19 protein-coding genes are annotated in these 20,477 nt (G+C 61.7%); 5 read left to right on the forward strand and 14 right to left on the reverse strand.

Annotation, left to right across the window (positions count from 1 at the left end):
* The coding region (locus BFP96_RS03305; RefSeq protein WP_139113327.1) for a winged helix-turn-helix domain-containing protein at positions 1 to 768 on the reverse strand (768 nt) is incomplete at its 3' end.
* A 150-nt stretch (positions 769 to 918) separates the two neighbouring features.
* Entirely contained in the window at positions 919 to 1,869 is a 951-nt protein-coding gene (locus tag BFP96_RS03310) for a GlxA family transcriptional regulator (RefSeq protein ID WP_065895584.1), read from the reverse strand.
* Between the two features lie 181 nt (positions 1,870 to 2,050).
* Here BFP96_RS03310 and BFP96_RS03315 point away from each other — a divergent pair, with 181 nt between their 5' ends.
* Positions 2,051 to 2,773 (forward strand): pirin family protein, encoded by a 723-nt coding sequence (locus tag BFP96_RS03315; protein WP_065935570.1) that lies wholly within the window; start codon positions 2,051 to 2,053, stop codon positions 2,771 to 2,773.
* A 120-nt stretch (positions 2,774 to 2,893) separates the two neighbouring features.
* Here the strand turns inward: BFP96_RS03315 and BFP96_RS31640 are convergent, their stop codons facing one another.
* From BFP96_RS31640 to BFP96_RS03330, 3 genes are all read right to left on the reverse strand, one after another.
* Positions 2,894 to 3,220, reverse strand: a complete 327-nt coding sequence (locus BFP96_RS31640; RefSeq protein ID WP_170875973.1) for a hypothetical protein — start codon at positions 3,218 to 3,220, stop codon at positions 2,894 to 2,896.
* A 63-nt stretch (positions 3,221 to 3,283) separates the two neighbouring features.
* Positions 3,284 to 4,636 (reverse strand): Fic family protein, encoded by a 1,353-nt coding sequence (locus BFP96_RS03325; RefSeq protein WP_065935572.1) that lies wholly within the window; start codon positions 4,634 to 4,636, stop codon positions 3,284 to 3,286.
* An 85-nt stretch (positions 4,637 to 4,721) separates the two neighbouring features.
* The gene (locus BFP96_RS03330) at positions 4,722 to 6,350 is read right to left on the reverse strand and encodes a pyoverdine maturation tyrosinase PvdP (RefSeq protein ID WP_065935573.1); all 1,629 of its coding nucleotides are present in this window, start codon (positions 6,348 to 6,350) and stop codon (positions 4,722 to 4,724) included.
* A gap of 142 nt (positions 6,351 to 6,492) precedes the next feature.
* On the opposite strand from BFP96_RS03330, the gene pvdM reads away from it, so the two are divergent.
* From pvdM to BFP96_RS03345, 3 genes are read left to right on the forward strand one after another with little or no spacing between them, the layout of a single operon-like run.
* A complete protein-coding gene (gene pvdM, locus BFP96_RS03335; RefSeq protein WP_065896167.1) occupies positions 6,493 to 7,854 on the forward strand; it encodes a pyoverdine-tailoring dipeptidase-like protein PvdM in 1,362 nt (453 codons plus the stop codon).
* Positions 7,851 to 9,119 carry a pyoverdine-tailoring periplasmic protein PvdN gene (locus tag BFP96_RS03340; RefSeq protein ID WP_065935574.1) on the forward strand — a complete coding sequence of 423 codons (1,269 nt, stop codon included), beginning with the start codon at positions 7,851 to 7,853 and terminating at the stop codon, positions 9,117 to 9,119. Before pvdM ends, BFP96_RS03340 begins: the two co-directional genes overlap by 4 nt.
* A 28-nt stretch (positions 9,120 to 9,147) precedes the next feature.
* Positions 9,148 to 10,020, forward strand: a complete 873-nt coding sequence (locus tag BFP96_RS03345) for a dihydropyoverdine dehydrogenase (RefSeq protein ID WP_065935575.1) — start codon at positions 9,148 to 9,150, stop codon at positions 10,018 to 10,020.
* 284 nt (positions 10,021 to 10,304) lie between these two features.
* On the opposite strand, the gene BFP96_RS03350 is transcribed toward BFP96_RS03345, so the two are convergent.
* A complete protein-coding gene (locus tag BFP96_RS03350; protein WP_065935576.1) occupies positions 10,305 to 11,636 on the reverse strand; it encodes an APC family permease in 1,332 nt (443 codons plus the stop codon).
* A gap of 302 nt (positions 11,637 to 11,938) precedes the next feature.
* On the opposite strand from BFP96_RS03350, the gene BFP96_RS03355 reads away from it, so the two are divergent.
* The gene (locus BFP96_RS03355; protein ID WP_065895575.1) at positions 11,939 to 13,213 is read left to right on the forward strand and encodes a glycoside hydrolase family 68 protein; all 1,275 of its coding nucleotides are present in this window, start codon (positions 11,939 to 11,941) and stop codon (positions 13,211 to 13,213) included.
* A 222-nt stretch (positions 13,214 to 13,435) separates the two neighbouring features.
* On the opposite strand, the gene BFP96_RS03360 is transcribed toward BFP96_RS03355, so the two are convergent.
* The 8 genes from BFP96_RS03360 to BFP96_RS03395 form a co-directional block, all read right to left on the reverse strand.
* Complete coding sequence (locus BFP96_RS03360; protein ID WP_065935577.1) at positions 13,436 to 14,065, reverse strand: LysE family translocator; 630 nt, start codon at positions 14,063 to 14,065, stop codon at positions 13,436 to 13,438.
* A gap of 420 nt (positions 14,066 to 14,485) precedes the next feature.
* Entirely contained in the window at positions 14,486 to 15,088 is a 603-nt protein-coding gene (locus tag BFP96_RS03365; RefSeq protein ID WP_065935578.1) for a hypothetical protein, read from the reverse strand.
* The gene (locus BFP96_RS03370; protein WP_065895572.1) at positions 15,088 to 15,786 is read right to left on the reverse strand and encodes a hypothetical protein; all 699 of its coding nucleotides are present in this window, start codon (positions 15,784 to 15,786) and stop codon (positions 15,088 to 15,090) included. Before BFP96_RS03370 ends, BFP96_RS03365 begins: the two co-directional genes overlap by 1 nt.
* A 95-nt stretch (positions 15,787 to 15,881) precedes the next feature.
* Complete coding sequence (pstB, locus tag BFP96_RS03375) at positions 15,882 to 16,643, reverse strand: phosphate ABC transporter ATP-binding protein PstB (protein WP_065888298.1); 762 nt, start codon at positions 16,641 to 16,643, stop codon at positions 15,882 to 15,884.
* 76 nt (positions 16,644 to 16,719) lie between these two features.
* Complete coding sequence (gene pstA, locus BFP96_RS03380; RefSeq protein ID WP_065935579.1) at positions 16,720 to 17,613, reverse strand: phosphate ABC transporter permease PstA; 894 nt, start codon at positions 17,611 to 17,613, stop codon at positions 16,720 to 16,722.
* Positions 17,610 to 18,578: a phosphate ABC transporter permease subunit PstC gene (pstC, locus tag BFP96_RS03385; RefSeq protein ID WP_065888296.1), complete on the reverse strand. Its 969-nt coding sequence runs from the start codon at positions 18,576 to 18,578 to the stop codon at positions 17,610 to 17,612. Before pstC ends, pstA begins: the two co-directional genes overlap by 4 nt.
* A 74-nt stretch (positions 18,579 to 18,652) precedes the next feature.
* Entirely contained in the window at positions 18,653 to 19,681 is a 1,029-nt protein-coding gene (pstS, locus tag BFP96_RS03390) for a phosphate ABC transporter substrate-binding protein PstS (RefSeq protein WP_065935580.1), read from the reverse strand.
* Positions 19,682 to 19,885: 204 nt separating this feature from the next.
* Positions 19,886 to 20,477 (reverse strand): SDR family oxidoreductase (locus BFP96_RS03395; protein ID WP_065935581.1); only part of this gene is annotated, 592 nt, incomplete at its 5' end.

The raw sequence follows: 20,477 nt of genomic DNA on the forward strand, positions 1-20,477 counted from the left end.
CACCCATTCGCCCGGCGCCAGCAAGGCCTCGCGACTGCTGACCAGCACGCTGACCTCCGGCGCCCTTTCGTGCAGCGCGCGCAGCAGCTTGCGACAGGCACCGAGCAGCAGGTCGGCCCCATCGAATACCAGCAGCAATCGGCGCGCGGCCAACCGTCGGCACAGCTCATCGAGGCTGTCGACCGCCTCCAACTGCAAGAGCGTGGCCAGGTGCCCGAGCAGTTCGCCCAACGTGCGCAGGTCGCCCAGGTCGACCCACCACACCCCGTCGCGATAGCGTGGCAACACGCGCTCGGCGAGCGCCAGAGCCAGGGTACTTTTGCCGATACCGGCCACTCCGGTCAGGGTCAACAGCCGCTGCCCGGCCATGCGCCGTACCAGCATGCCTACCAGCTCATCGCGACCGACCACAGGGCTCAGCCGCGCCGCCAGGTTGTGCGCTGCCGGCAACGTCGGCAGCGCGCCTTGCACGGGCGCAGCGAAGCAATAGCCGCGCTGCGGATGATTGAGGATCAAAGGCTGCACATCCACGGCGCGACGCAACGCGGCAATGTGCACGCGCAGGTTATTGTCTTCAACCACGCTGTTGGGCCAGACCCGTTCGATCAAGGTCGCCTTGCTGATGAAGTGCCCCGGCGCTTCCAGCAACACCGCGAGGATATCCAGGGCGCGCCCGCCCAGCGGCACCGGCCAGCCGGCCTTGCTGACCAGACGCTGGTGCCGATGAAACGTATAGGCGCCGAAGCTCACCGCCGCAGAATGATTCATGTCCGTAAAAGCGCTGAAACACCCGTGCTTGAGTGCCTGCGCATCCTTTTTCCGTGGGCTCGGCGTTATCTTGCCAGCTGGCGGTCACAGGACAATGCTGGCACGGGGAGCGATACGGACAATCGGGTGCCTCAGACGGACAGGGTGTCGTTAACTGAACTGTTGTCGGTATTGGGTAGGGTTCAGGCCGAGCTTTTCACTGAACAGAAAGCGCATATGCCGCACGCTGCCGAAGCCTGAGTGGAACGCCACGGTCTTGAGCGGCAGGTCGGTGGTTTCCAGTAACTGGCGGGCACGGTCGATGCGCGCGCCTTGCAGAAACGCCATGGGCGTCATCTGCACTTCCCTGGCGAACAGTCGCGCAAAGTGCCGCGCACTCATGCCGGCCAGTTCCGCCATCGACTCGATCGTAAAGGGTTGGTCGAGCTGCGCCAGCACGTGGTGCTGCACCCGAGTGATCGCGGTTTCCTGGGGCGCCACGGCGGCGGTCATCGGGCTGAACTGGGCCTGGCCACCCTGGCGTTTCATCACCACCAGCAACACCTTGGCCACGTCCACCGCCACTTGCTTGCCATGGTCCTGGGCGACAATCGACAGGGCCAGGTCGATACCGGCCGTGACGCCACCCGAGGTGATCAAGCGTCGGTCCTGCAGGTAGATGCGATCGGTCTCGACGATGGCGTTCGGGAATGCCTTGATCAAGCGTTCGGTGTAATGCCAGTGGGTGGTCACGCGGTGCCCGTCGAGCAAGCCGGCGTGTCCGAGCACAAAGGCGCCGGTGCAGATCGAACCGAAACGGCGCGCCCGGGGCGCCATCGCCTTCAACCAGGGCAGCAGCGCGGGATGGCATTCGTTATAGGCCCCCGGACCGCCAGGCACCAGCAGCACGTCATAGGCGTCCTGGGCCTGCTCCAGCAGCAGGTCGGTCTGCACCGTGACGCCATTGGAGGCGCGCAACGGCCCGGGCTCGGTGCCGATGGTGAGGATCCGGTAGTGGTCGGCCACCGGCAGGTAGCGGTTGGCAATCGAAAACACTTCAAGCGGCCCGGCCATGTCGAGCAGCAGGAAGTCCGGAAACAGCGCCATGGCCACGGTTTTCATAAGCGGGAAACGTCCATCGAGAAGAAAGGCGACGGGCATTATGGCATGCCTTTTACTGTCAACTCATAAGAGACAGTTATTCGGATTTCATCTTCTTAATGAATTAACCGTTAACCATTAACCTTCTTCTCAACGCAAGCGCCCTGCATCTCGCAGCCCGCGCTCACTTGAGGACTGGACCATGCTGACCCTTCGCAAAGCTTCCGAACGCGGCGCCGCCAATCATGGTTGGTTGAAGTCGTTCCACACCTTCTCGTTCGCCAACTACTGGAACCCGAATGAACAAGGGTTTTCCGACCTGCTGGTGATCAATGATGACCGCGTCGCCGCCGGCAAAGGCTTCGGCCAGCACCCGCACCGTGACATGGAGATTTTCTCCTATGTGCTCGAAGGCGCCCTGGAACACAAGGACACCCTGGGCACCGGCTCGGTGATCCGCCCCGGCGATGTGCAACTGATGAGCGCCGGCAGCGGCGTGGCCCACAGCGAGTTCAACCACAGTCACCGCCTGGGCGTGCACTTCCTGCAAATCTGGATCGTGCCCAATGAAGCCGGGGCCAAGCCACGCTATCAGCAGGAGCACTTCAGCGAGGCGCAAAAACGCGGGCGCCTGCAACTGATCATCTCGCCGGACGGCGCCGACGGTTCGTTGAATGTTCGCCAGGATGCGCGGGTGTATGCCGGGCTGTTCGATGGTGATGAAAGCGCGCAACTGGACTTGCCGCCGGATCGCTACGCCTACGTCCATGTGGCGCGCGGCAGCGTCGAGCTCAATGGCCGGCGCTTGCAGGAAGGCGACGGCGTGCGCGTACGGGACGAACGCCAGATTCGCCTGAGCCATGGCGAGGACGCCGAGGTGCTGGTCTTTGACCTGCGCCCCAATGAAGTGCCGCAGATGCCATGACGGTCGCAGTGATGGCCCGTGAGCGGGTCCATCGCTGGCGTCGATAGTCACCATCAGCGCAATGAAGTTCTCTTAAAAACTGCGACGCGTAACATCAAACCCATGCCAAACGGCACCTCACTAAAACACTTGGAGCACACCATCATGAAACGCCAACTCTTGCTTAGCCTCGCTTTCTCGGTACTGGCTGCAAACGCTTTCGCCCACCCGGTATTCGCTGAAGGCGGCGCGGATCGCATGATTGAAACCCGTGTTGCCGAAGGTGGTGCGGATCGCTTGCAGGAACGTGGCCTGGCTGAGGGCGGAGCGGATCGCCTGCAGGAACGTGGCTTGGCCGAGGGCGGTGCGGATCGCCTGCAGGAACGCGGCCTGGCTGAGGGCGGTGCAGATCGTCTGCAGGAACGTGGCCTGGCCGAAGGCGGTGCTGAACGCCTGCTGAGCAACCACGTATAACCCCTGCTGTTGAAGGGAACCCAAACCGGCCTGATCAGCCGGTTTTTTTGTTTTCTATCAACCCGCGTTCGTCAGCTTCTTCAAGTTGAACTGCGCGTCGTCGCGCGCGATGTACAGGTGGTTTTTTCCTTCCTGTACCTTGAATAGAAGTTTCATGCCGACCAGTTTTTCAAGATCCTTGCGTGCCGTATTTTCGGAAATGTCATAGTCATGGGTGAGTTCCCTGGGCGTATAGATGCGCCCAGGGTGTTGCAGCACTTTTTTCAGGAAATGGCCCTGTCGGTAGTTCAACCCTTCTTTTAAATCAAGCGAATCGAGCCAGCTCATCAGCTCTACGGCTTCTTGCCTTTTACCTTCGAAATACAGCATGAATTCGTTCATCGCGCGCTCGATGACCCGCAATTGATAAATGACGAAATAGGTCAAATCGAATCCATCGGTTTGCGTATGGATATACGAGCGCCCGTATTGCATCGGGGCTTCTTTGAGCAAGGCGCTGATGGAAATGTACTCAAAAGGCCAATAACCACTTTTGAGCATGAACCAATAGAACAACGCGCGTGCGGTGCGGCCGTTGCCGTCCCTGAAGGGGTGCTCATAACCCAGCATGAAATGAAGAATGATGGCTTTGACCAGCGGATGGATAAAGTGCCTGCCGCCTTGACCGTCATGGCGGTCATTGGCAAACCTGCAAAGTGCCTCAAGCCTGTCCGGTAGCAATGCAGCCTGAGGGGGTTGATGAACAATTTCATTCCCCGCGCCGCCGACAAAAATATCGTCGGTTTCCCTGATATGCCCGGGGCGAATATCGTCCTCGTCAATCCCTGCTGTCGCGATGCCATGGAACTCACAGATCAATGCGACAGACAGGTCTTCGCCCTGGTTGTACTTGGCATGTTTCATCAGTTGATAGTTATTGAGGATCATCCGCTCATCGTCATTCTGTGGCGGGCGCTCCTTGGCCAGCATGTCCTTGGCGATTTTGCGCGTGGTCGCGGCACCTTCCAGTTGAGCGCTGGAAATTGCCTCTTCCATCATCAAGGAGTCGACCAGGTACTGAGCGTTATCACGGTATTGAGGAGACGACGCTGCCGCCCCGCCTAAACGGGATGTCACCGACTCGACAGCGTGAATCACCGCATCGCTGAAATCCGTGGAGCACAAGAAAAAAGCACTGCCGCATTCGCTCTTGAGCTCAAGCGTCTTGCTCCCACAGGCCCGGGACATCTTGATGGCGGCCCAGGCCGCCTCTTTATTGACCCCCGGCGTCGGGTAACGGCGGAATTCGTCCCAGTGCAAATATCGGCCTTTGTCATCGACCGCCTTGAAAATGCGTGCAAGCTCGAAAACCTGCAAACCATGACGATCTAACAAAGCCGCGAAATCAGTGGGTTTATGGATTTTCGCCACAACTGAAACTCAATTTTTAAAAATTGAGTTGATCGTTGCGCGCCAGTGCCGCGATGTCAAGGAACACGCAGCCAAAACACCGCACTCAGGCCTCGCGCTTGACCTTCAAATGCCGCGCATACCAGGGCCGCTTCGGCACGCGCTTGAACAGGCCCTTGAGCAGTTCCTCATCGGCACCGAAGGTGATGCGCAGGGCCAGTTTCATGATTTCCGGGTCCATTTCCATCGAGCGGCCCTGCTGCAACCCCGGCGTGGTGCTGCAGCCGTGGGTATCCGGGCCGAGCCAGGGGTCGCCGACTTCAACCCAGCGTCCCGGTGCGAACCAGGCTACGCCGTTGACCTCAAGCCGGGTGACTTGGTCCGGATGAAACCGCTCGTGGGCGCGGAACCAGTCTTCGATGCGGTCATCGATCCAGCCGTGGAAGTGCCAGAACACCGGGTTCACGTGGGATGAAAACGGATCGCCGAGGAAGTCGTTTTCCGGTGCGTACCAGCGTGCGGCGAAGTCCGCAGGGTCGCGGGCAAACGGCACCGGGGCGCCGTTGGACGGGTCGCGCGGCACAGAAGCCCAGCGCATGTGCAGCCAGTCGTGCAGGCCCAGCTCCATCTCCGAGCCCAATTGGCCCAGGGTCAGCCTGGCCAGGTAGCGCGGGTCGCGGTATTGGGATTCCCACACCTGGAAATTGCTGTGGTAGGTCTCGGCAGCCTTGATGTCGCTGACCCACTGGGTGTAATCGGCGTCATCCGGCGCCGACCAGCACGGCGGCAGCGCAAAGCCGTCGTGGTTATCGAAGTAGCGCACGAAGCCCGGGCGATCGCGCTCCAGCGCCGGCTGGGGCTCGGGGAAATGCGGCCACGACGGCAGGTCCTGCATGGAGCGGGCAGTGCCCAGCATATGGCGGTGCATGAAGAAAAAGTCGATGCCCGAGCCGTTACGGTCCTTGAGCTTGCCCCGTGCATCGCGCTCCCGGCCACGCGGCCCGGGTTGCCAGCCGATGCCGCGCAGGGCCTCGCGCTTTTCCTCGGAGAGCTTGTGCCATTGGTCACGGGTGGCGTGCCACAGCTGGTGAAACAGGCGATGTTCGGGGGCAATCAGCCAGGCCAGCAGGGTCGGGTTGAGGCCGATACGCTGGCGGGCTTCGGGGAACAGCTGTTTGAGGGCGATGAATCGGTTGTCGCGCTCGGTCAATGCCAGGGGCCGCTCAAGGTCGAGGATCTGCCCACTGAGGGTGCCGCTGCCGGCATTGCCGAAGTCGGCCCAGACTTCATCGAGGGTCATCTTGAATTCGTAGGCCGGGATGCCCGCCGCCGAATCGCGGTCGATCAGCCGCCAATAGAGCAAGGCGCCCTCGCCCGTCAGCAGATCGCCCAATACGCGGTAGCGCGGCTCGCCGTCGGCCCGCAGGTTCTCGGCGGTGTCCAGGTAACCGCGCAAGCCACGGCCACGGGGCGCGATGTCCAGCAGCAGTTCCAGGCCCCGGGACGGCAAGCCCCTGAGGCCGGCATCGCGACCTTCCAGGCGCAGGCTCCACACGCCGCGCAACGTATTCGCCAGGTGCTGGCCCTGGGTGTCGGCCAGCTCGACCGTGGCTTCGCCGGGGGTGACCGGGAATTCTTCTTCCCGCGTCAGCTCGCGATGGGCATAAAAGGCCGCGGGCACCGCCGCGCCGGTCAGCGCCAGGCCTGCGATGAACCCACGTCGAGAGATCGTCATTGTCTACCTTAGGAAACGGCTTAATCAGAGCTAGAACGTTTGCAGCCTGGGGAAATTTACCGCCCGGGCAGCGCCCGCTAAATTTCCCCGGTCATCGCTCGTTCTTCCCTGATAGCAAAGGCCTCAACTGACTGAGATGGCAATGACAAAACCACGTTCGAAAAAGGCGCTGTATATCGGCTTGCCGCTGGCACTGGCGGTCGCTGCCGGGGCCGGCTTTCTGGTCTGGGATCATTGGTTCAAGGGCAACGCCGGCTACCCGCTGGAGGTGATCAAGCAGGCCAATGAAATGCAGGATCGCCTGTTGTCGTTCGACAGCCATATCACCGTGCCCATGGATTTCGGCACCGCCGGCAATGAAGCCGACAAGGATGGCAGCGGCCAGTTCGACCTGGCCAAAGCGGCGCGCGGCCGATTATCCGGCGCGGCCCTGACCATTTTCGGCTGGCCGGAAATCTGGAACGGCCCCAACGCCCCGCACAAACCCACCGACGGTTTTGTCGAGGAAGCCCGCCATGAGCAGGAGGTGCGCTACACAATCATCTCCGGCATGGTCCGCGACTTCCCCAACCAGGTGGGCATCGCCTACACCCCGGACGACATGCGCCGTCTGCACGGCGAAGGCAAGTTCGCGATCTTTATCAGCATGCTCAACGCCTACCCCCTGGGTGACGACCTGAACCAGCTGGACCTGTGGGCGGCGCGCGGCATGCGCATGTTCGGCTTCAGCTACATCGGCAATAACGCCTGGTCGGACTCGTCGCGCCCGCTGCCGTTTTTCAATGACACCACCGACGCCCTCGAGGGCCTGTCGCCCATCGGCCAGCAAGCGGTGCAGCGCCTCAATGACCTGGGGGTGATCATCGACGTGTCGCAGATGTCGACCAAGGCCCTGGAACAGGTCGCGCAGTTGAGCCGTACACCGATGGTAGCGTCCCACTCGGCCCCCCGGGCGTCGGTGGACATCCCGCGCAACCTCAGCGACAAGGAACTGCAACTGATCAAGCGCAGCGGCGGCGTGGTGCAGGTGGTGGGCTTTCCTGCCTACCTGCGCCCCCTGAGCCAGCCGACCCAGGACAAGCTCAACGCCCTGCGCGCCCGCTTCGACTTGCCGCCGCTGCCGAACCTGGCGATGGCCTTGATGCCGGGCGATGCGATCATCGCCGCGTGGCCCGAACAGCGCTTCGGCCAGTATGCCAGCGAGCTGTACGCGATTCTCGAGGAAGAACCCAAGGCGACCCTCAAGGACTGGGGCGATGCCATCGACTACACCGTGCGCAAGATCGGCATCGACTACGTCGGCATCGCGTCGGACTTCAACGACGGCGGTGGCCTGCAGGGCTGGGAGAACGTTGGCGAAGTGCGCAACGTCACCGCCGAACTGATCCAGCGCGGTTATTCCGAAGCCGATATCGCCAAGCTGTGGGGAGGCAACTTCCTGCGGGTGTGGGAGCAGGTCCAGAAAGCCGCCAAACCCTTGGCCCATCAAGAAGTCAGCCCATGACCGACCGTCGCACATTCCTCAAGCAGGCCGGCGTATTGGCCGCCAGCCTGCCGCTGGGCAACACGCTGATTCCCCAGGCGCTGGCCGCCGCCACGAACGACCCATGGACAGGCTTGAAACAACTGTTCAACCAGGACCCGGATTACCTGCATTTTTCCAACTTCCTGGTCGCGTCGCACCCCAGGCCGGTGCGCGAGGCCATTGAGCGCTACCGCGCCCAGATCGACCGCAACCCCGGCCTGGCGATGGACTGGGACCTGCAGGAAACCTGGAAACGCGAAGGCCAGGTGCGTGAATGGGCGGGCCGCTACCTGAACGCCACACCGCCACAGATCGCCCTGACCGGCAGCACCTCCGAAGGGCTGGCGATGATTTATGGCGGGATCAAGGTGCGCGCCGACCAGGAAATTCTCACCACCGAGCATGAGCATTACGCGACGCAGAACGTCCTGGATTTTCGCGTGCGCAGGGAAGGCACCCAGGTACGCCGCATCCGGCTGTTCGACAGCGCCAGCGGCGTGTCCGCCGATGAAGTGCTGGGCAATATCCAGCGCAATATTCGCCCCAACACCCGCGTACTGGGCATGACCTGGGTGCAGTCGGGCAGCGGTGTCAAATTGCCGATTGGCGAAATCGGCCAGTTGGTGAATGAATACAACCGCAACCGCGACGACAACGACCGCCTGCTCTACGTGGTCGACGGCGTGCACGGTTTCGGCGTGGAAAATCTCGACTTCCCGGCCATGCACTGCGACTTCTTCATCGCCGGCACCCACAAGTGGATGTTCGGCCCGCGCGGCACCGGCCTGGTGTGCGCTCGCAGCCCCGACAACACCTACGTCACACCGATGGTGCCGACCTTCTCCGAAGACAAGGATTTCGCCACCACCATGACGCCCGGCGGCTACCACGCGTTCGAGCATCGCTGGGCCGCCGACGAAGCCTTCAAGCTGCACCTGCAACTGGGCAAGGCAGCGGTGCAGGCGCGTATCCACGCACTCAACACCGAGCTTAAAGCGCAACTGCTGGCGCATCCGCAGATAGAACTGGTCACGCCGCGCAGTCCAGCGCTGTCGGCAGGTTTTACCTTCTTTCGGGTCAAGGGCCAGGACTGCGATGCGGTGGCCAGCTACATGATGAAAAACCGAGTGGTGATCGACGCCGTGGACCGTGATGTCGGGCCGGTGATCCGAACCTCCCCCGGCCTGCTCAACAGCTCGGATGAGATCCAGCTCTTCATGGCGTTGCTGAGCCAGCGGCTGTGACCTTTTTTTATTTGAACGAGACGCTCACATGACGCCATTTCGACTCAAACCCCTGACAGCCCTGGCGCTGACCGTACTGTGCGGCGCCCTGCTCCCGGGCATGGCCCAGGCGGCGGCACCGCAACCGGGCAAAGTCTTCAAGGACTGCAAGGACTGCCCGGAAATGGTGGTATTGCCTGCGGGCACCTTCACCATGGGCACCCCGGAAGACGAAGTCGGCCGCGAACCGGACGAAGGCCCGATGCATGAAGTGACCTTCGCCAAGCCCTTCGCCATGAGCCGCTTCCACATTACCGCCGGTGAATGGGACAGCTATGTCCGCCAGACCGGGGTGAAGATCGCCAATGGTGATGATCGTCCCGGCCGCGAATGCATCGCCAGCAAGCCGCGCTACCCCCAGGGCCCGCGCCAGCCGGCGGTGTGCATGGACATGGACGACATTAAAAACTACGTGGCCTGGCTGTCGAAAAAAACCGGCCAGCAGTACCACATGGTCAGCGAAGCCCAACGCGAATACGCGGCCCGCGCCGGCACCCGCGGGCCGTTCCCCTTCCCGTTCGACGACGGCAAGGGCTACAGCATTGCCAGGCACGCCAACACCTACGGCCCGGCGGACGGCTACAGCTATTCGTCACCGGTGGGCAGCTACCCGCCGAACGCGTTTGGCATGTACGACATGCACGGCAATGTGTATGAACGGGTTGCCGATTGCGAACACCCGAACTACATCGGTGCACCGACTGACGGCAGTGCCTGGATGGAACCGAACTGCGAGTCCTACCAGATTCGCGGCAATGACTGGGGCGAGGCGCCAGTGTTCTCCCGCTCCGGCAACCGCAACAACATCTACCCGCAGACGCGCGGTGACTGGATTGGTTTCCGGGTAGTGCGCGATCTCTAAGCCATGCACCAATCCACTGTGGGAGGGTCAGTGAATGCTTCTGCAACTGACCCACCGCCATCGGCGGCAAGCCCCCTCCCACATTTGAGCGCCATGCGTCAGGAAGAATGTATTCACCAGCAGACGCGGCGTGACTGGATTGGTTTTCGGGCAGTACGCGAGCCCCAAGCCGTACACCAGTCCAATGTGGGAGGGGGCTTGCCCTCGATGAGGGAGGGTCAGTGCATGCATCTGCGCCTGACACACCTCCATCGGCGGCATAGGTCGCTACCCGGTTGGTGTACTCAACCCGCCTGCACCGCCGGCGTCGCCAACCGATTGCAGCCATACAGCACCATGCCCAGCACAATCAGCGCCCCGCCCCGCAACCAGGTATCCAGGCTTTGCTGGCTGAGGAGGATCAGGCACGAAACAATCGCCAGCACCGGCACCCAGCTCGGCACGCGAAAATGCTGCTCCTCAATGGTGTCACGCCGCAATACCAGCACCGCCAGGTTGGTACTGAGAAACACGAACAGCAACAACAACACCACCGTCTCGGCCAATGCCGCCAGCGTGCCGGTCAGCGTCAAGGCTATGGCCACGGCCGTACTGGCAATGATCGCCACCCAGGGCGTACGGCGCTTGGGCAGCACGCGGGACAACGGCTCCGGCAACAGGCCCATGCGCGCCATGCCGTAGGTCAGGCGGCTGGCCATGACCATCGTCAGCAGCGCGCCATTGGCGACCGCCACCAGGGCAATGAAGGCAAACAGTTGCGGTGGAATATTCAGGCCCGAGGCGCGCACCACTTCGAGCAGCGGTGCCGACGTGGCTGTCAGCTTGTCCATCGGCAACACCACGGAGGCGGCGACACCAACCGCCATATACACGATACCCGCCACGATCAACGCGGCGAACAGCGCGCGCGGGTAAATCCTGCGCACACCCCGGATTTCTTCCGCCAGGTTGGCCGACGTCTCAAAGCCGACGAACGAATAGAATGCCAATAGTGCAGCGCCGAGCACGGCAAGCATCGGGTTGATGCCGGGCTTGAATTCGAACGCCCGCCCCAGGTTGGCCTCGCCGGCCTGCAAGCACCAGGCTGCGGCGACCACCACCAACAGCAGCCCGGACAGCTCCACGCACGTCATCACCATATTGGCGCCCAGCGATTCCTTGATCCCGCGCGCATTCAACAGCGCAATCACCAGCAAAAAGACCAGCGCCGCCACGTGGGGCGAGACGTTAACGAACGCCGCCAGGTAGTCACCGGCAAACGCCAGGGAGAGCCCGGCGGCGCTGGTCACGGCGGCGGCGAGCATGCAAAAGCCCACCAGGAACGAAATCAGCGGCGACTTGAACGCCTTTTCGGCGAACACCGAAGCAGCGCCTGCATGGGGGTATTTGGTCACCAACTCGGCGTACGAGCCGGCCGTGAGCATGGCGAAGAACAACGCCACCAGCAGCGGTACCCAGATCGCCCCGCCGACCTGGCCGGCAATGGTTCCGGCCAGCGCATACACGCCGGCGCCGAGCACGTCGCCCAGGATGAACAGGAACAACATCGGGCCGGTCACGGCGCGGCGCAGGGACGGCGTGGAAGGTTCGGCGTGGCTGGGTCTGGGTTCGGTCATGGGCGGCTCTGGCGGCGGGTTGCAGTCAGCGATCATCCGGCGCAGGCCGGCTGAGGCGGGGCTATCTGCAATGGAGAAGGCCTGCGGGGCCAAAGTTCCTTATTTAGTAGCGGCTCCCTTAGCTACCTCCCGGCCGAACGCGAACGTCTGTAAAAATCCATAGCTGAAACGTGTCAGCCAAGGCATCACGCAAAAATATGCATAAATGCATTTTAGCCCTTGACCCGAGGGAACCAGTCTTTTAAAGTCAAATGACTGTATATAAATACAGTATCAACTTAGCTTCACGGACGAGGTTACCTATGAAAAGCACCACTGAAAAATTTGGCAAAACACCCCACCTGCCCAGCCTGTGGACCCGCGCCGATGCGCTGAAAGTCCATGCGGACGACCCCACCACCACCCAGCCGCTGGTCAGTGCCGACTTCCCGGTGCTGAGCGACAAGGTGTTTATCTGGGACACCATGCCGCTGCGCGACATTGACGGAAATATCACTTCCGTCGATGGCTGGTCGGTGATCTTCACCCTGACCGCAGACCGTCACCCCAACGACCCGCAGTACCTCGATGAGAACGGTAACTACGACATCACCCGCGACTGGACCGATCGCCACGGTCGGGCAAAGATGTACTACTGGTACTCCCGCACCGGCAAGGACTGGAAACTCGGCGGCCGGGTCATGGCTGAAGGCGTTTCGCCAACGGTGCGCGAATGGGCCGGCACGCCGATCCTGCTGAACGAGCAAGGCGAGGTGGACCTGTACTACACCGCCGTCACACCCGGCGCGACCATCGTCAAGGTGCGTGGCCGCGTGGTGACCACCGAGCATGGCGTCAGCCTGGTGGGCTTCGAGAAGGTCAAGCCGCTGTTCGAGGCCGACGGCAAGATGTACCAGACCGAAGCGCAGAACGCCTTCTGGGGTTTCCGCGATCCATGGCCGTTCCGCGACCCGAAGGACGGCAAGCTGTACATGCTGTTCGAAGGCAACGTGGCCGGCGAGCGCGGCTCGCACAAGGTGGGCAAGGCAGAAATCGGCGATGTGCCGCCCGGTTATGAAGACGTCGGCAACTCGCGTTTCCAGACCGCCTGCGTTGGTATCGCCGTGGCCCGTGACGAAGACGGCGACGACTGGGAAATGCTGCCGCCGCTGCTGACCGCAGTCGGCGTCAACGACCAGACCGAACGTCCGCACTTCGTGTTCCAGGACGGCAAGTATTATCTGTTCACCATCAGCCACACCTTCACCTATGGCGACGGGGTAACCGGGCCGGACGGTGTGTACGGTTTTGTCGCCGACTCGCTGTTCGGCCCTTACGTGCCCTTGAACGGTTCCGGCCTGGTCCTGGGAAATCCGTCTTCCCAGCCCTTCCAGACCTACTCGCACTGCGTGATGCCCAACGGCCTGGTGACCTCCTTCATCGACAGCGTACCCACCGGCGAAGGCGGGACACAGGTGCGCATCGGCGGCACCGAGGCACCGACCGTGGGCATCAAGATCAAAGGGCAGCAGACATTCGTGGTCGCCGAGTATGACTACGGTTACATCCCGCCGATGGTTGACGTCACGCTCAAATAAGCAAGGTCAACAGACGTCGTAGCATGGCTTGATCGTTCCCACGCTCTGCGTGGGAATGCCGCCCTGGACGCTCCGCGTCCTGCTTTACCTGCGCAAGGTGACGCGGAGCGTCACGGGATGCATTCCCACGCGGAGCGTGGGAACGATCGAAATTCACAGGATAAAAAAGCCACTCGATCGAGTGGCTTTTTTATGCAAGTACGCACCGGCTACCCGTATAACTCATGCCGGCCGCGACGTGAACGCCAAGCGAACTGCCAGCAACACCAATACGAATGCAAGGCCCCGCGACTGCCACTTTGCGGACTCGCCGTGGTGGGACGCATAACCCCGGATGATTCCCCCCATCAGGCCCAGCACGACGTGAAAAATGATCGCGATCAAGGTTAACAGCAACCCCAGCGTCACTATTTGCAGGGCGACCGCAGAACTGCCGCGCACAACGAACTGCGGCAAAAATACCATGAAAAACAGCAACGCTTTGGGGTTGAGCAAAGAGTTAAGCATCGCTCGGATGAACACCGACATCAGCGACGCCTGGAGGGTGGCATGCGTTGAACGTGCGGCACGCACCCGCAGGGCGTTCCAGGCCATCCAGAGCAGATAGAACGCACCGGCCCAGCGGATCAGGTCGAACGAGGGGGGCCACTGCGCTATGGCGGCCGTGAGGCCGGCTGCGGTGAGCGCGGTCAATACCAGGTCGGCCGCGCCGATTCCCAACGCAGCAGCGACGCCGCCACGCCAGCCGTAGCTGGCGCCGTGCGCAATCACGAAGGCCATGTTGGGGCCGGGAGACATCAGTAACAGCAACACGGCTCCCGCAAACAGCAGGAGCGTCGATGGCTCTACCATGGGCGCTCCAGATCGCCGCAACAGGCGTTGTGAGGCGTGCTGCCATGGGGATGAGCTGCTTTTTCGAGGTCGGTGCACCCGACCGTAACGTGACTGAACATGCCTCAATCGATTCGACGCCGCTGGAACGGTTGCATCCTGCGCGCCGGATTCGCCTCCCTGCTGTATGTAAATGCGAGCCTAAGCCCGCCATTTGATACACGCGAAGAATTGTCCTGAATACATTTAACCCGACCATTACATGATCGCTACATGATCGTTCCCACGCTCTGCGTGGGAATGCCGCCTTGGACGCTCCGCGTCCTGCTTTACCTGCGCAAGGTGACGCGGAGCGTCACGGGATGCATTCCCACGCGGAGCGTGGGAACGATCAATCAACGCCCGCCATTTGATACACGCAAAGAATTGTCCTGGATACATTCAGCCGGACCATTGCCCACGCGCCAGGATCGAGGGGGCGACAGGCCTGCTCGGTTCAAGCGATAGCCCGGCGTTGCGCGGCGCCTTGGGGCTGATCAGCCGCGGCCAACCGAGCTGCGCGCGGACAACGACCACGGCATCCAGGACTTTCTGCGTCCAGCGTATGTCCTGCGGGTCGACCACGACAACGCGGAATCCATGATCAGCGCCTTCAATCTGCACGCCCTCGGAATCATCGACGTGCAAGTCGATGTCGAATGCCGGCGGATACTTCGAAGGCGCATTGCACAGCCCGTGCCCGGTCAGGGCGCGGTTATGCAGCACACTGTTGACCACCCCATCGACGCGGATTCCATAGAGCAACAGCCAGCGGCGGATGTAGGACGGTGTGCGACCGGACGAGGTATAGACCCAGACACTGCAACCCTGGCGACGCAAGTCGCGGATCAGGGCACGCGTGCCCATGCGCAACGGCTCCCCCAGCCAACGATGCACACAGGCCGGCAGCCAGCTGGTTTCGACAGCGCAGTGGTGCAGCTGACAGGCCAGCGTGTCATCAATATCAAATGAAATACGCAGGCGTTGACGCTTGAATCGGCGCATCAGTGGCCTCTCTCTCGCAGGGGCAGCCGCGCGCCGCTCAGGAAAAACTTGCCTGGATCAGGCGCCTGGTGCTCCAGGAAGGCTGCATACTTTTTCTTGATCTTGGGCAATTCATACAACGCCTTGACACCATGTTTGGCAGAGTTGCGTATCACCGAGGATGGGTTGAAATAACCCTCGGCATTTTCCAGCGTCAGCACGAACGGCGGCAAACCTGCACGCATGAGCAAATAGCTGACGATGAGCGACCCACTGCGGTTGTTGCCTTCAATGAACAACTGCGGCTTGCTGAGGATGCGCACATAGACGCCGGCCGCACGCTTCCAGACCGATTCGCTGCGATACGCGCAATACCAGTTGAACAAGTCCTTGATACCGCCCTCGACGTTATTGAAGAAGTGCTCCTCGGTCGCCGCCAGGTGCTGGGCGTACTCCACCCGCCGCGCCGGGTCTCGACCGCACAGCACCGTGGCGTTGATTTCCAGCATCAGGTTCAGCTGATGAAGATCAAACAGGTCCACGCCGCGTGCGACATAGTCGTCAATCAACGCATAGCCTTCAAGCACATTGAGCAGCACTTCGTCGGTCAAGGGGTCACGCGGCTCGGTGAAGTGCCGGCTCAGCTCGGCGAAGCGCTCCTGCACTTCGCGCAATGCGCGCTCAATGGCAGGTAAATCAAGGCGATGCGTTACAGACATTGAAACTCCTTGGAAACACGAGGTAAAAAATCTACCGGTTCACGCCAAGTCCGTTTGGCGCTTGCATGTGGGCGGCCCAGGCCGGACGGTGTGACTCAGCTGAACTTGCCGCTGATGTAGTCTTCGGTCATTTGCTCGCGCGGCTTGCCGAAAATCTGCGCGGTCGGGCCCATCTCGACCAGATACCCCGTGCGCGTGCCCTGGGAAATATCCACCGAGAAAAACGCCGTGGTGTCCGCCACCCGGATCGCCTGTTGCATGTTGTGGGTCACCAGCGCGATGGTGTAATCCTTCTTCAGCTCGACCATCAGTTCCTCGACGCGTCGGGTGGCGATCGGGTCGAGCGCCGAGCACGGTTCATCCAGCAGCAACACTTCCGGCTCGGTGGCGATAGCGCGTGCGATACACAGGCGTTGCTGCTGGCCGCCGGAGAGCGACAAGCCGCTGACCTTGAGCTTGTCCTTGACCTCGTCCCACAGGGCGGCGCCCTGCAGCGCGTGTTTGACGCGGTCGCCCAGATCGCCTTTGTAGCGATTGAGGCGCAGACCGAAGGCGACGTTGTCGAAGATGCTCATCGAGAACGGGTTGGGCTGCTGGAACACCATGCCGATGTAACGGCGCACGACCACGGGATCAACGCCCTTGCCGTACACGTCCTGGCCGAGAAAATGCACATGCCCTTCGAAACGAAAGCCCTTGACTAGGTCATTCATGCGATTGAGGCTGCGCAGCACGGTGCTTTTGCCACAGCCGGAAGGCCCGATGAAACCGGTGATCTTGTTTTTTTCGATCGGCACGTGGCTGTCACGCACGGCCATGAAGTTGCCGTAGAAGATCTTGTCCAGCTTGCAGTCCATGACCACAGGCGACTCGGTCACAAACGGAGCGGCTATTTGCGCAGTGGATACGTTCAAAATTCAGGTGCTCCCGCTTTTAGTACTTGGGTTTGCCGAAAATACGGCTCACGACATTCACGACCAGCACGATCATCACCAGCACCAGCGAGGCCGCCCACGCGAGTTCAAGCTGATTGTCGAAAGGCATGCCGGAGAAGTTGTAGATCAGCACGGCCAACGAGGCTGTCGGGTTCATGACGGCCAGGTTGCCGTCGTGGTAGATCCAGTAGTTGCTGAACAGCGCAGTGAACAGCAATGGCGCGGTTTCGCCCGCAGCGCGCGCCACGGCCAGCATGGCGCCGGTCAGGATCGCCGGCAGGCCGGTAGGCAAGACGATCTTCCAGATCACCTGCGAACGGGTGCAGCCCATACCGTAGGCAGCGTCCTTCATGATCTTGGGCACCATGCGCATCGACTCTTCGGCCGTCAGCACCACGATTGGCAGCATCAGCACGGCCAGCGCCACGCCACCTGCCGGTGCCGAGTAGGTTCCGGTGGTCATCACCACCAGCGCGTAGGCAAACACCCCGGCCAGAATGGACGGCAAGCCGGTGAGCATCTTGGCGGCAAAGCGCGCAGCGCTCGCCAGTTTGCTGTCAGGCCCCAGTTCCGCAAGAAAGACGGCGGCCAGGATACCGACCGGCACGGCGATCGCCGCCGCAATGCCGACCATCACCAGGGTGCCGGCCATGGCGTTGCCGAAGCCGCCGCCGGTCTCGAAACCGGTCGGCGGCAATTCGGTGAAGAGCTCCAGGCTCAGGCGCGCACCGCCTCGGGTGATCAGCATATACAGCACGGAGATCAACGGTACGCTGGCCAGCAGCGCGCCGAACCAGACCAGCGTGGTCAAGACCAGGCTGCGCAGGGCGCGGCCTTCGAAGCGGCGCTGCAGGCTGGGCGGCGCGGCGGCAGGCGTGGTGAGGTTGGTCATTGTTTGGTCCCCCGCTGGGCGTAGAGCATGAGCATCGAACCCGCCACGTTGACCAGCAGCGTGATGAACATCAGCACCAGCGCCGCATACATCAACACCTCGATCTCGTTGGGCCCGGCCTCGGGAAAGTTCAGCGCCAGCAAGGCCGCCAGGGTATTGGCCGGTGCAAACAGAGACAGGGAAATGTTGTTTGCATTACCCACCAGCATCGCCAGGGCCATGGTTTCCCCCAGGGCGCGGCCGAGGCCCAGCACCAGGGAGCCGAAGATACCGGTGGCGGCCGACGGCACCATCACCTTGAGAATCGCTTCCCAGTGCGTCGTGCCCATGCCGTAGGCGGCCTGTTTGGTTTTCATCGGCACCGCGGTGAGCGCGTCCTGGGACACTGCGGCAATGGTCGGCAGGATCATGATCGCCAACACCAGCGCGGCCGGCAGCAGGCCCGGCCCGCTCAGGGATGTACCGAAAAAGGGAATCCAGCCAAGTTCCGTGTTCAGCCACGCCGTCAGCGGGCGGATGGCGGGGATGACCACGTAGATGCCCCACAGGCCGTACACCACGCTGGGGATCGCCGCGAGCAATTCGACGATGGTGCGAAACACCGCAGCCAGCTTGGCGGGAAGGAAATCCTGGGTGAGAAAAATCGCCATGCTGACGCCAAAAAAGCCGGCGATCATCAACGCGATAAAAGCACTGTACAGCGTGCCCCAAATCGCCGGCAGAATGCCGTACTTGCCTTGGTTGACATCCCAGACGCTGCCCAGCAGCACGTCAAAACCGTGCTTTTCCATGCCTGGAAGGGCCTTGCGCCCTACTTCGAACACCAGTGCGAAGACCAGCGCCAGCACCAGCACCACGCCGATGCGTGCAAGCGCACGGAACGTGCGATCCATCACGAAGTCCTTGGTGGACGGTGGCTGGCACGCAGAGTCCGGGTTACCCGGTACGACAAAAGGTGTGTTCATGGGTTAATTCCGAAACAGGGAAGAAGTGCTCCCGGCAGGGCTGAGTGCCCATGCCGGAAGCGACCTGGCACGCCTTACTGGATGTTGGCGGAGGCTTTGCGAACCTGCTCGACTACCGAAGCCGGCAGCGGGATGTAGCCCATGGAGTCAGCGATTTTCTGCCCTTCGGTCAGGCTGTACTCGACCATTTCACGCATGGCCTTGGCCTTGGCCGGGTTGCCGTTGTCCTTGCGGAAAATCATCCAGGTGTAGGACGTGATCGGGTAGGACTTGGCACCGTCCGGGTCCGGCAGCCAGGCCACCAGGCTTTCCGGCATCTTCACCGCAGCCAGTGCTTCTGCACCGCTTTCGGCATTGGGCACAACGTACTGGCCGGCCTTGTTCTGCAACTGGGCGAAGTCAACCTTGGCCAGTTTGGCGAAACCGTATTCGATATAGCCAATCGCGCCTGGCGTCTGGCGTACGGTGGCGGTCACACCGTCGTTCTTGGGCGACTTGATGAACTTGTCGGTGGCCGGCCAGTTGACGGTGTTGCCTTCACCCAATGCTTCTTTGAAGCCAGGGTTGATCGCCGCCAGGTGCTTGGTGAACACCGCGGTGGTGCCACTGGAATCCGCACGCACCACGACGGTGATGGGCGTAGCCGGCAGCTTCAGGTCCGGGTTGGCGGCAACGATCTTGGGATCGTTCCACTGAGTAATCTTGCCCAGGAAGATATCGGAGTACACATCGCGCGGCAGCTTCAGGCCCTTCGGGTTGCCCGGCAGGTTGTAGGCCAACACGATTTCACCGGCGGTCATCGGCAGCAGTTGCACGCCCTCGGCAACCTTAGCGATGTCTTCGTCTTTCATCGCGGAGTCACTGGCGGCGAAGTCGACGGTTTTGTTCAGGAAGTCCTGCACACCGGCCCCGCTCCCCTTGGACTGGTAGTCAACCGTGACGCCCGCGCTTTTCTTGCTGAAATCCTTGAACCAGGTGAGGTAGATCGGGGCCGGGAAACTGGCACCGGAACCGGTCAGGCGGATGCTTTCGGCAGCAAACACCGAAGTGGCGCTCAGAGAAACCGCAACGGCGAGTGCAGCAGACTTCATCAAGCTTTTCATTCAGGAACTCCGTGGTGTAATTTCGGGCTCCCGGGACTGTGCAGCAGCTTTGTTACGATTTTATGAAAAATCCATGGCAGGCGCGTTTTTGCCCCCTTTTGCCGGCGCAAACTGGCATTTTGCCGTGATTGCTTCGTAACAAATTGCGACTACCAGGCGAATTCGTCCCTTTCGAGCGCAAACGAGACGAAGACGCCCGCCGGCTTACTTGCCTCCCGTCACGTCAAGGAAGGTGCCGGTCACGAACGACGCTTCGGCGCCGGCCAGCCACAGAATGGCCTGTGCTACTTCCTCCGGTTGGCCGCCGCGCCCCATGGGAATCGAGTCCTTGACGCGATCGACGCGGCCCGGCTCGCCGCCGCTGGCGTGCATGTCGGTGTAGATGTGCCCGGGGCGAACACAGTTGACGCGTATGCCCTCGCGCGCCACTTCCTTGGAAAGCCCGATGGTAAACGTCTCCAGGGCGCCTTTTGATGCGGCATAGTCGATGTATTCGTTGGGACTGCCCAGGCGTGCGGCGCCCGAAGAGACATTGATCACCACCCCGCCCGTCCCGTTGTGCCGGTAAGCCATGCGCTTGACCGCCTGCTGGGCGCAGAGCATGGGGCCGATGGCATTGACCGCAAAGATGCGCTGCATGCGTTCATGGCCAAGATCCTCCAGGCGCGACTGGGTCGCCAGCACCCCGGCGTTATTGACCAGGACATCAATGCGCCCGAACGTGCGGTCGATGGCTGCGAACAACTGCGCGACCTGTTCGGGGTCCGCGCTGTCGGCCTGCACGGCCAGGGCCCTG

Source organism: Pseudomonas sp. 34 E 7, assembly GCF_900005715.1.
Lineage (GTDB): Bacteria > Pseudomonadota > Gammaproteobacteria > Pseudomonadales > Pseudomonadaceae > Aquipseudomonas > Aquipseudomonas orientalis_A.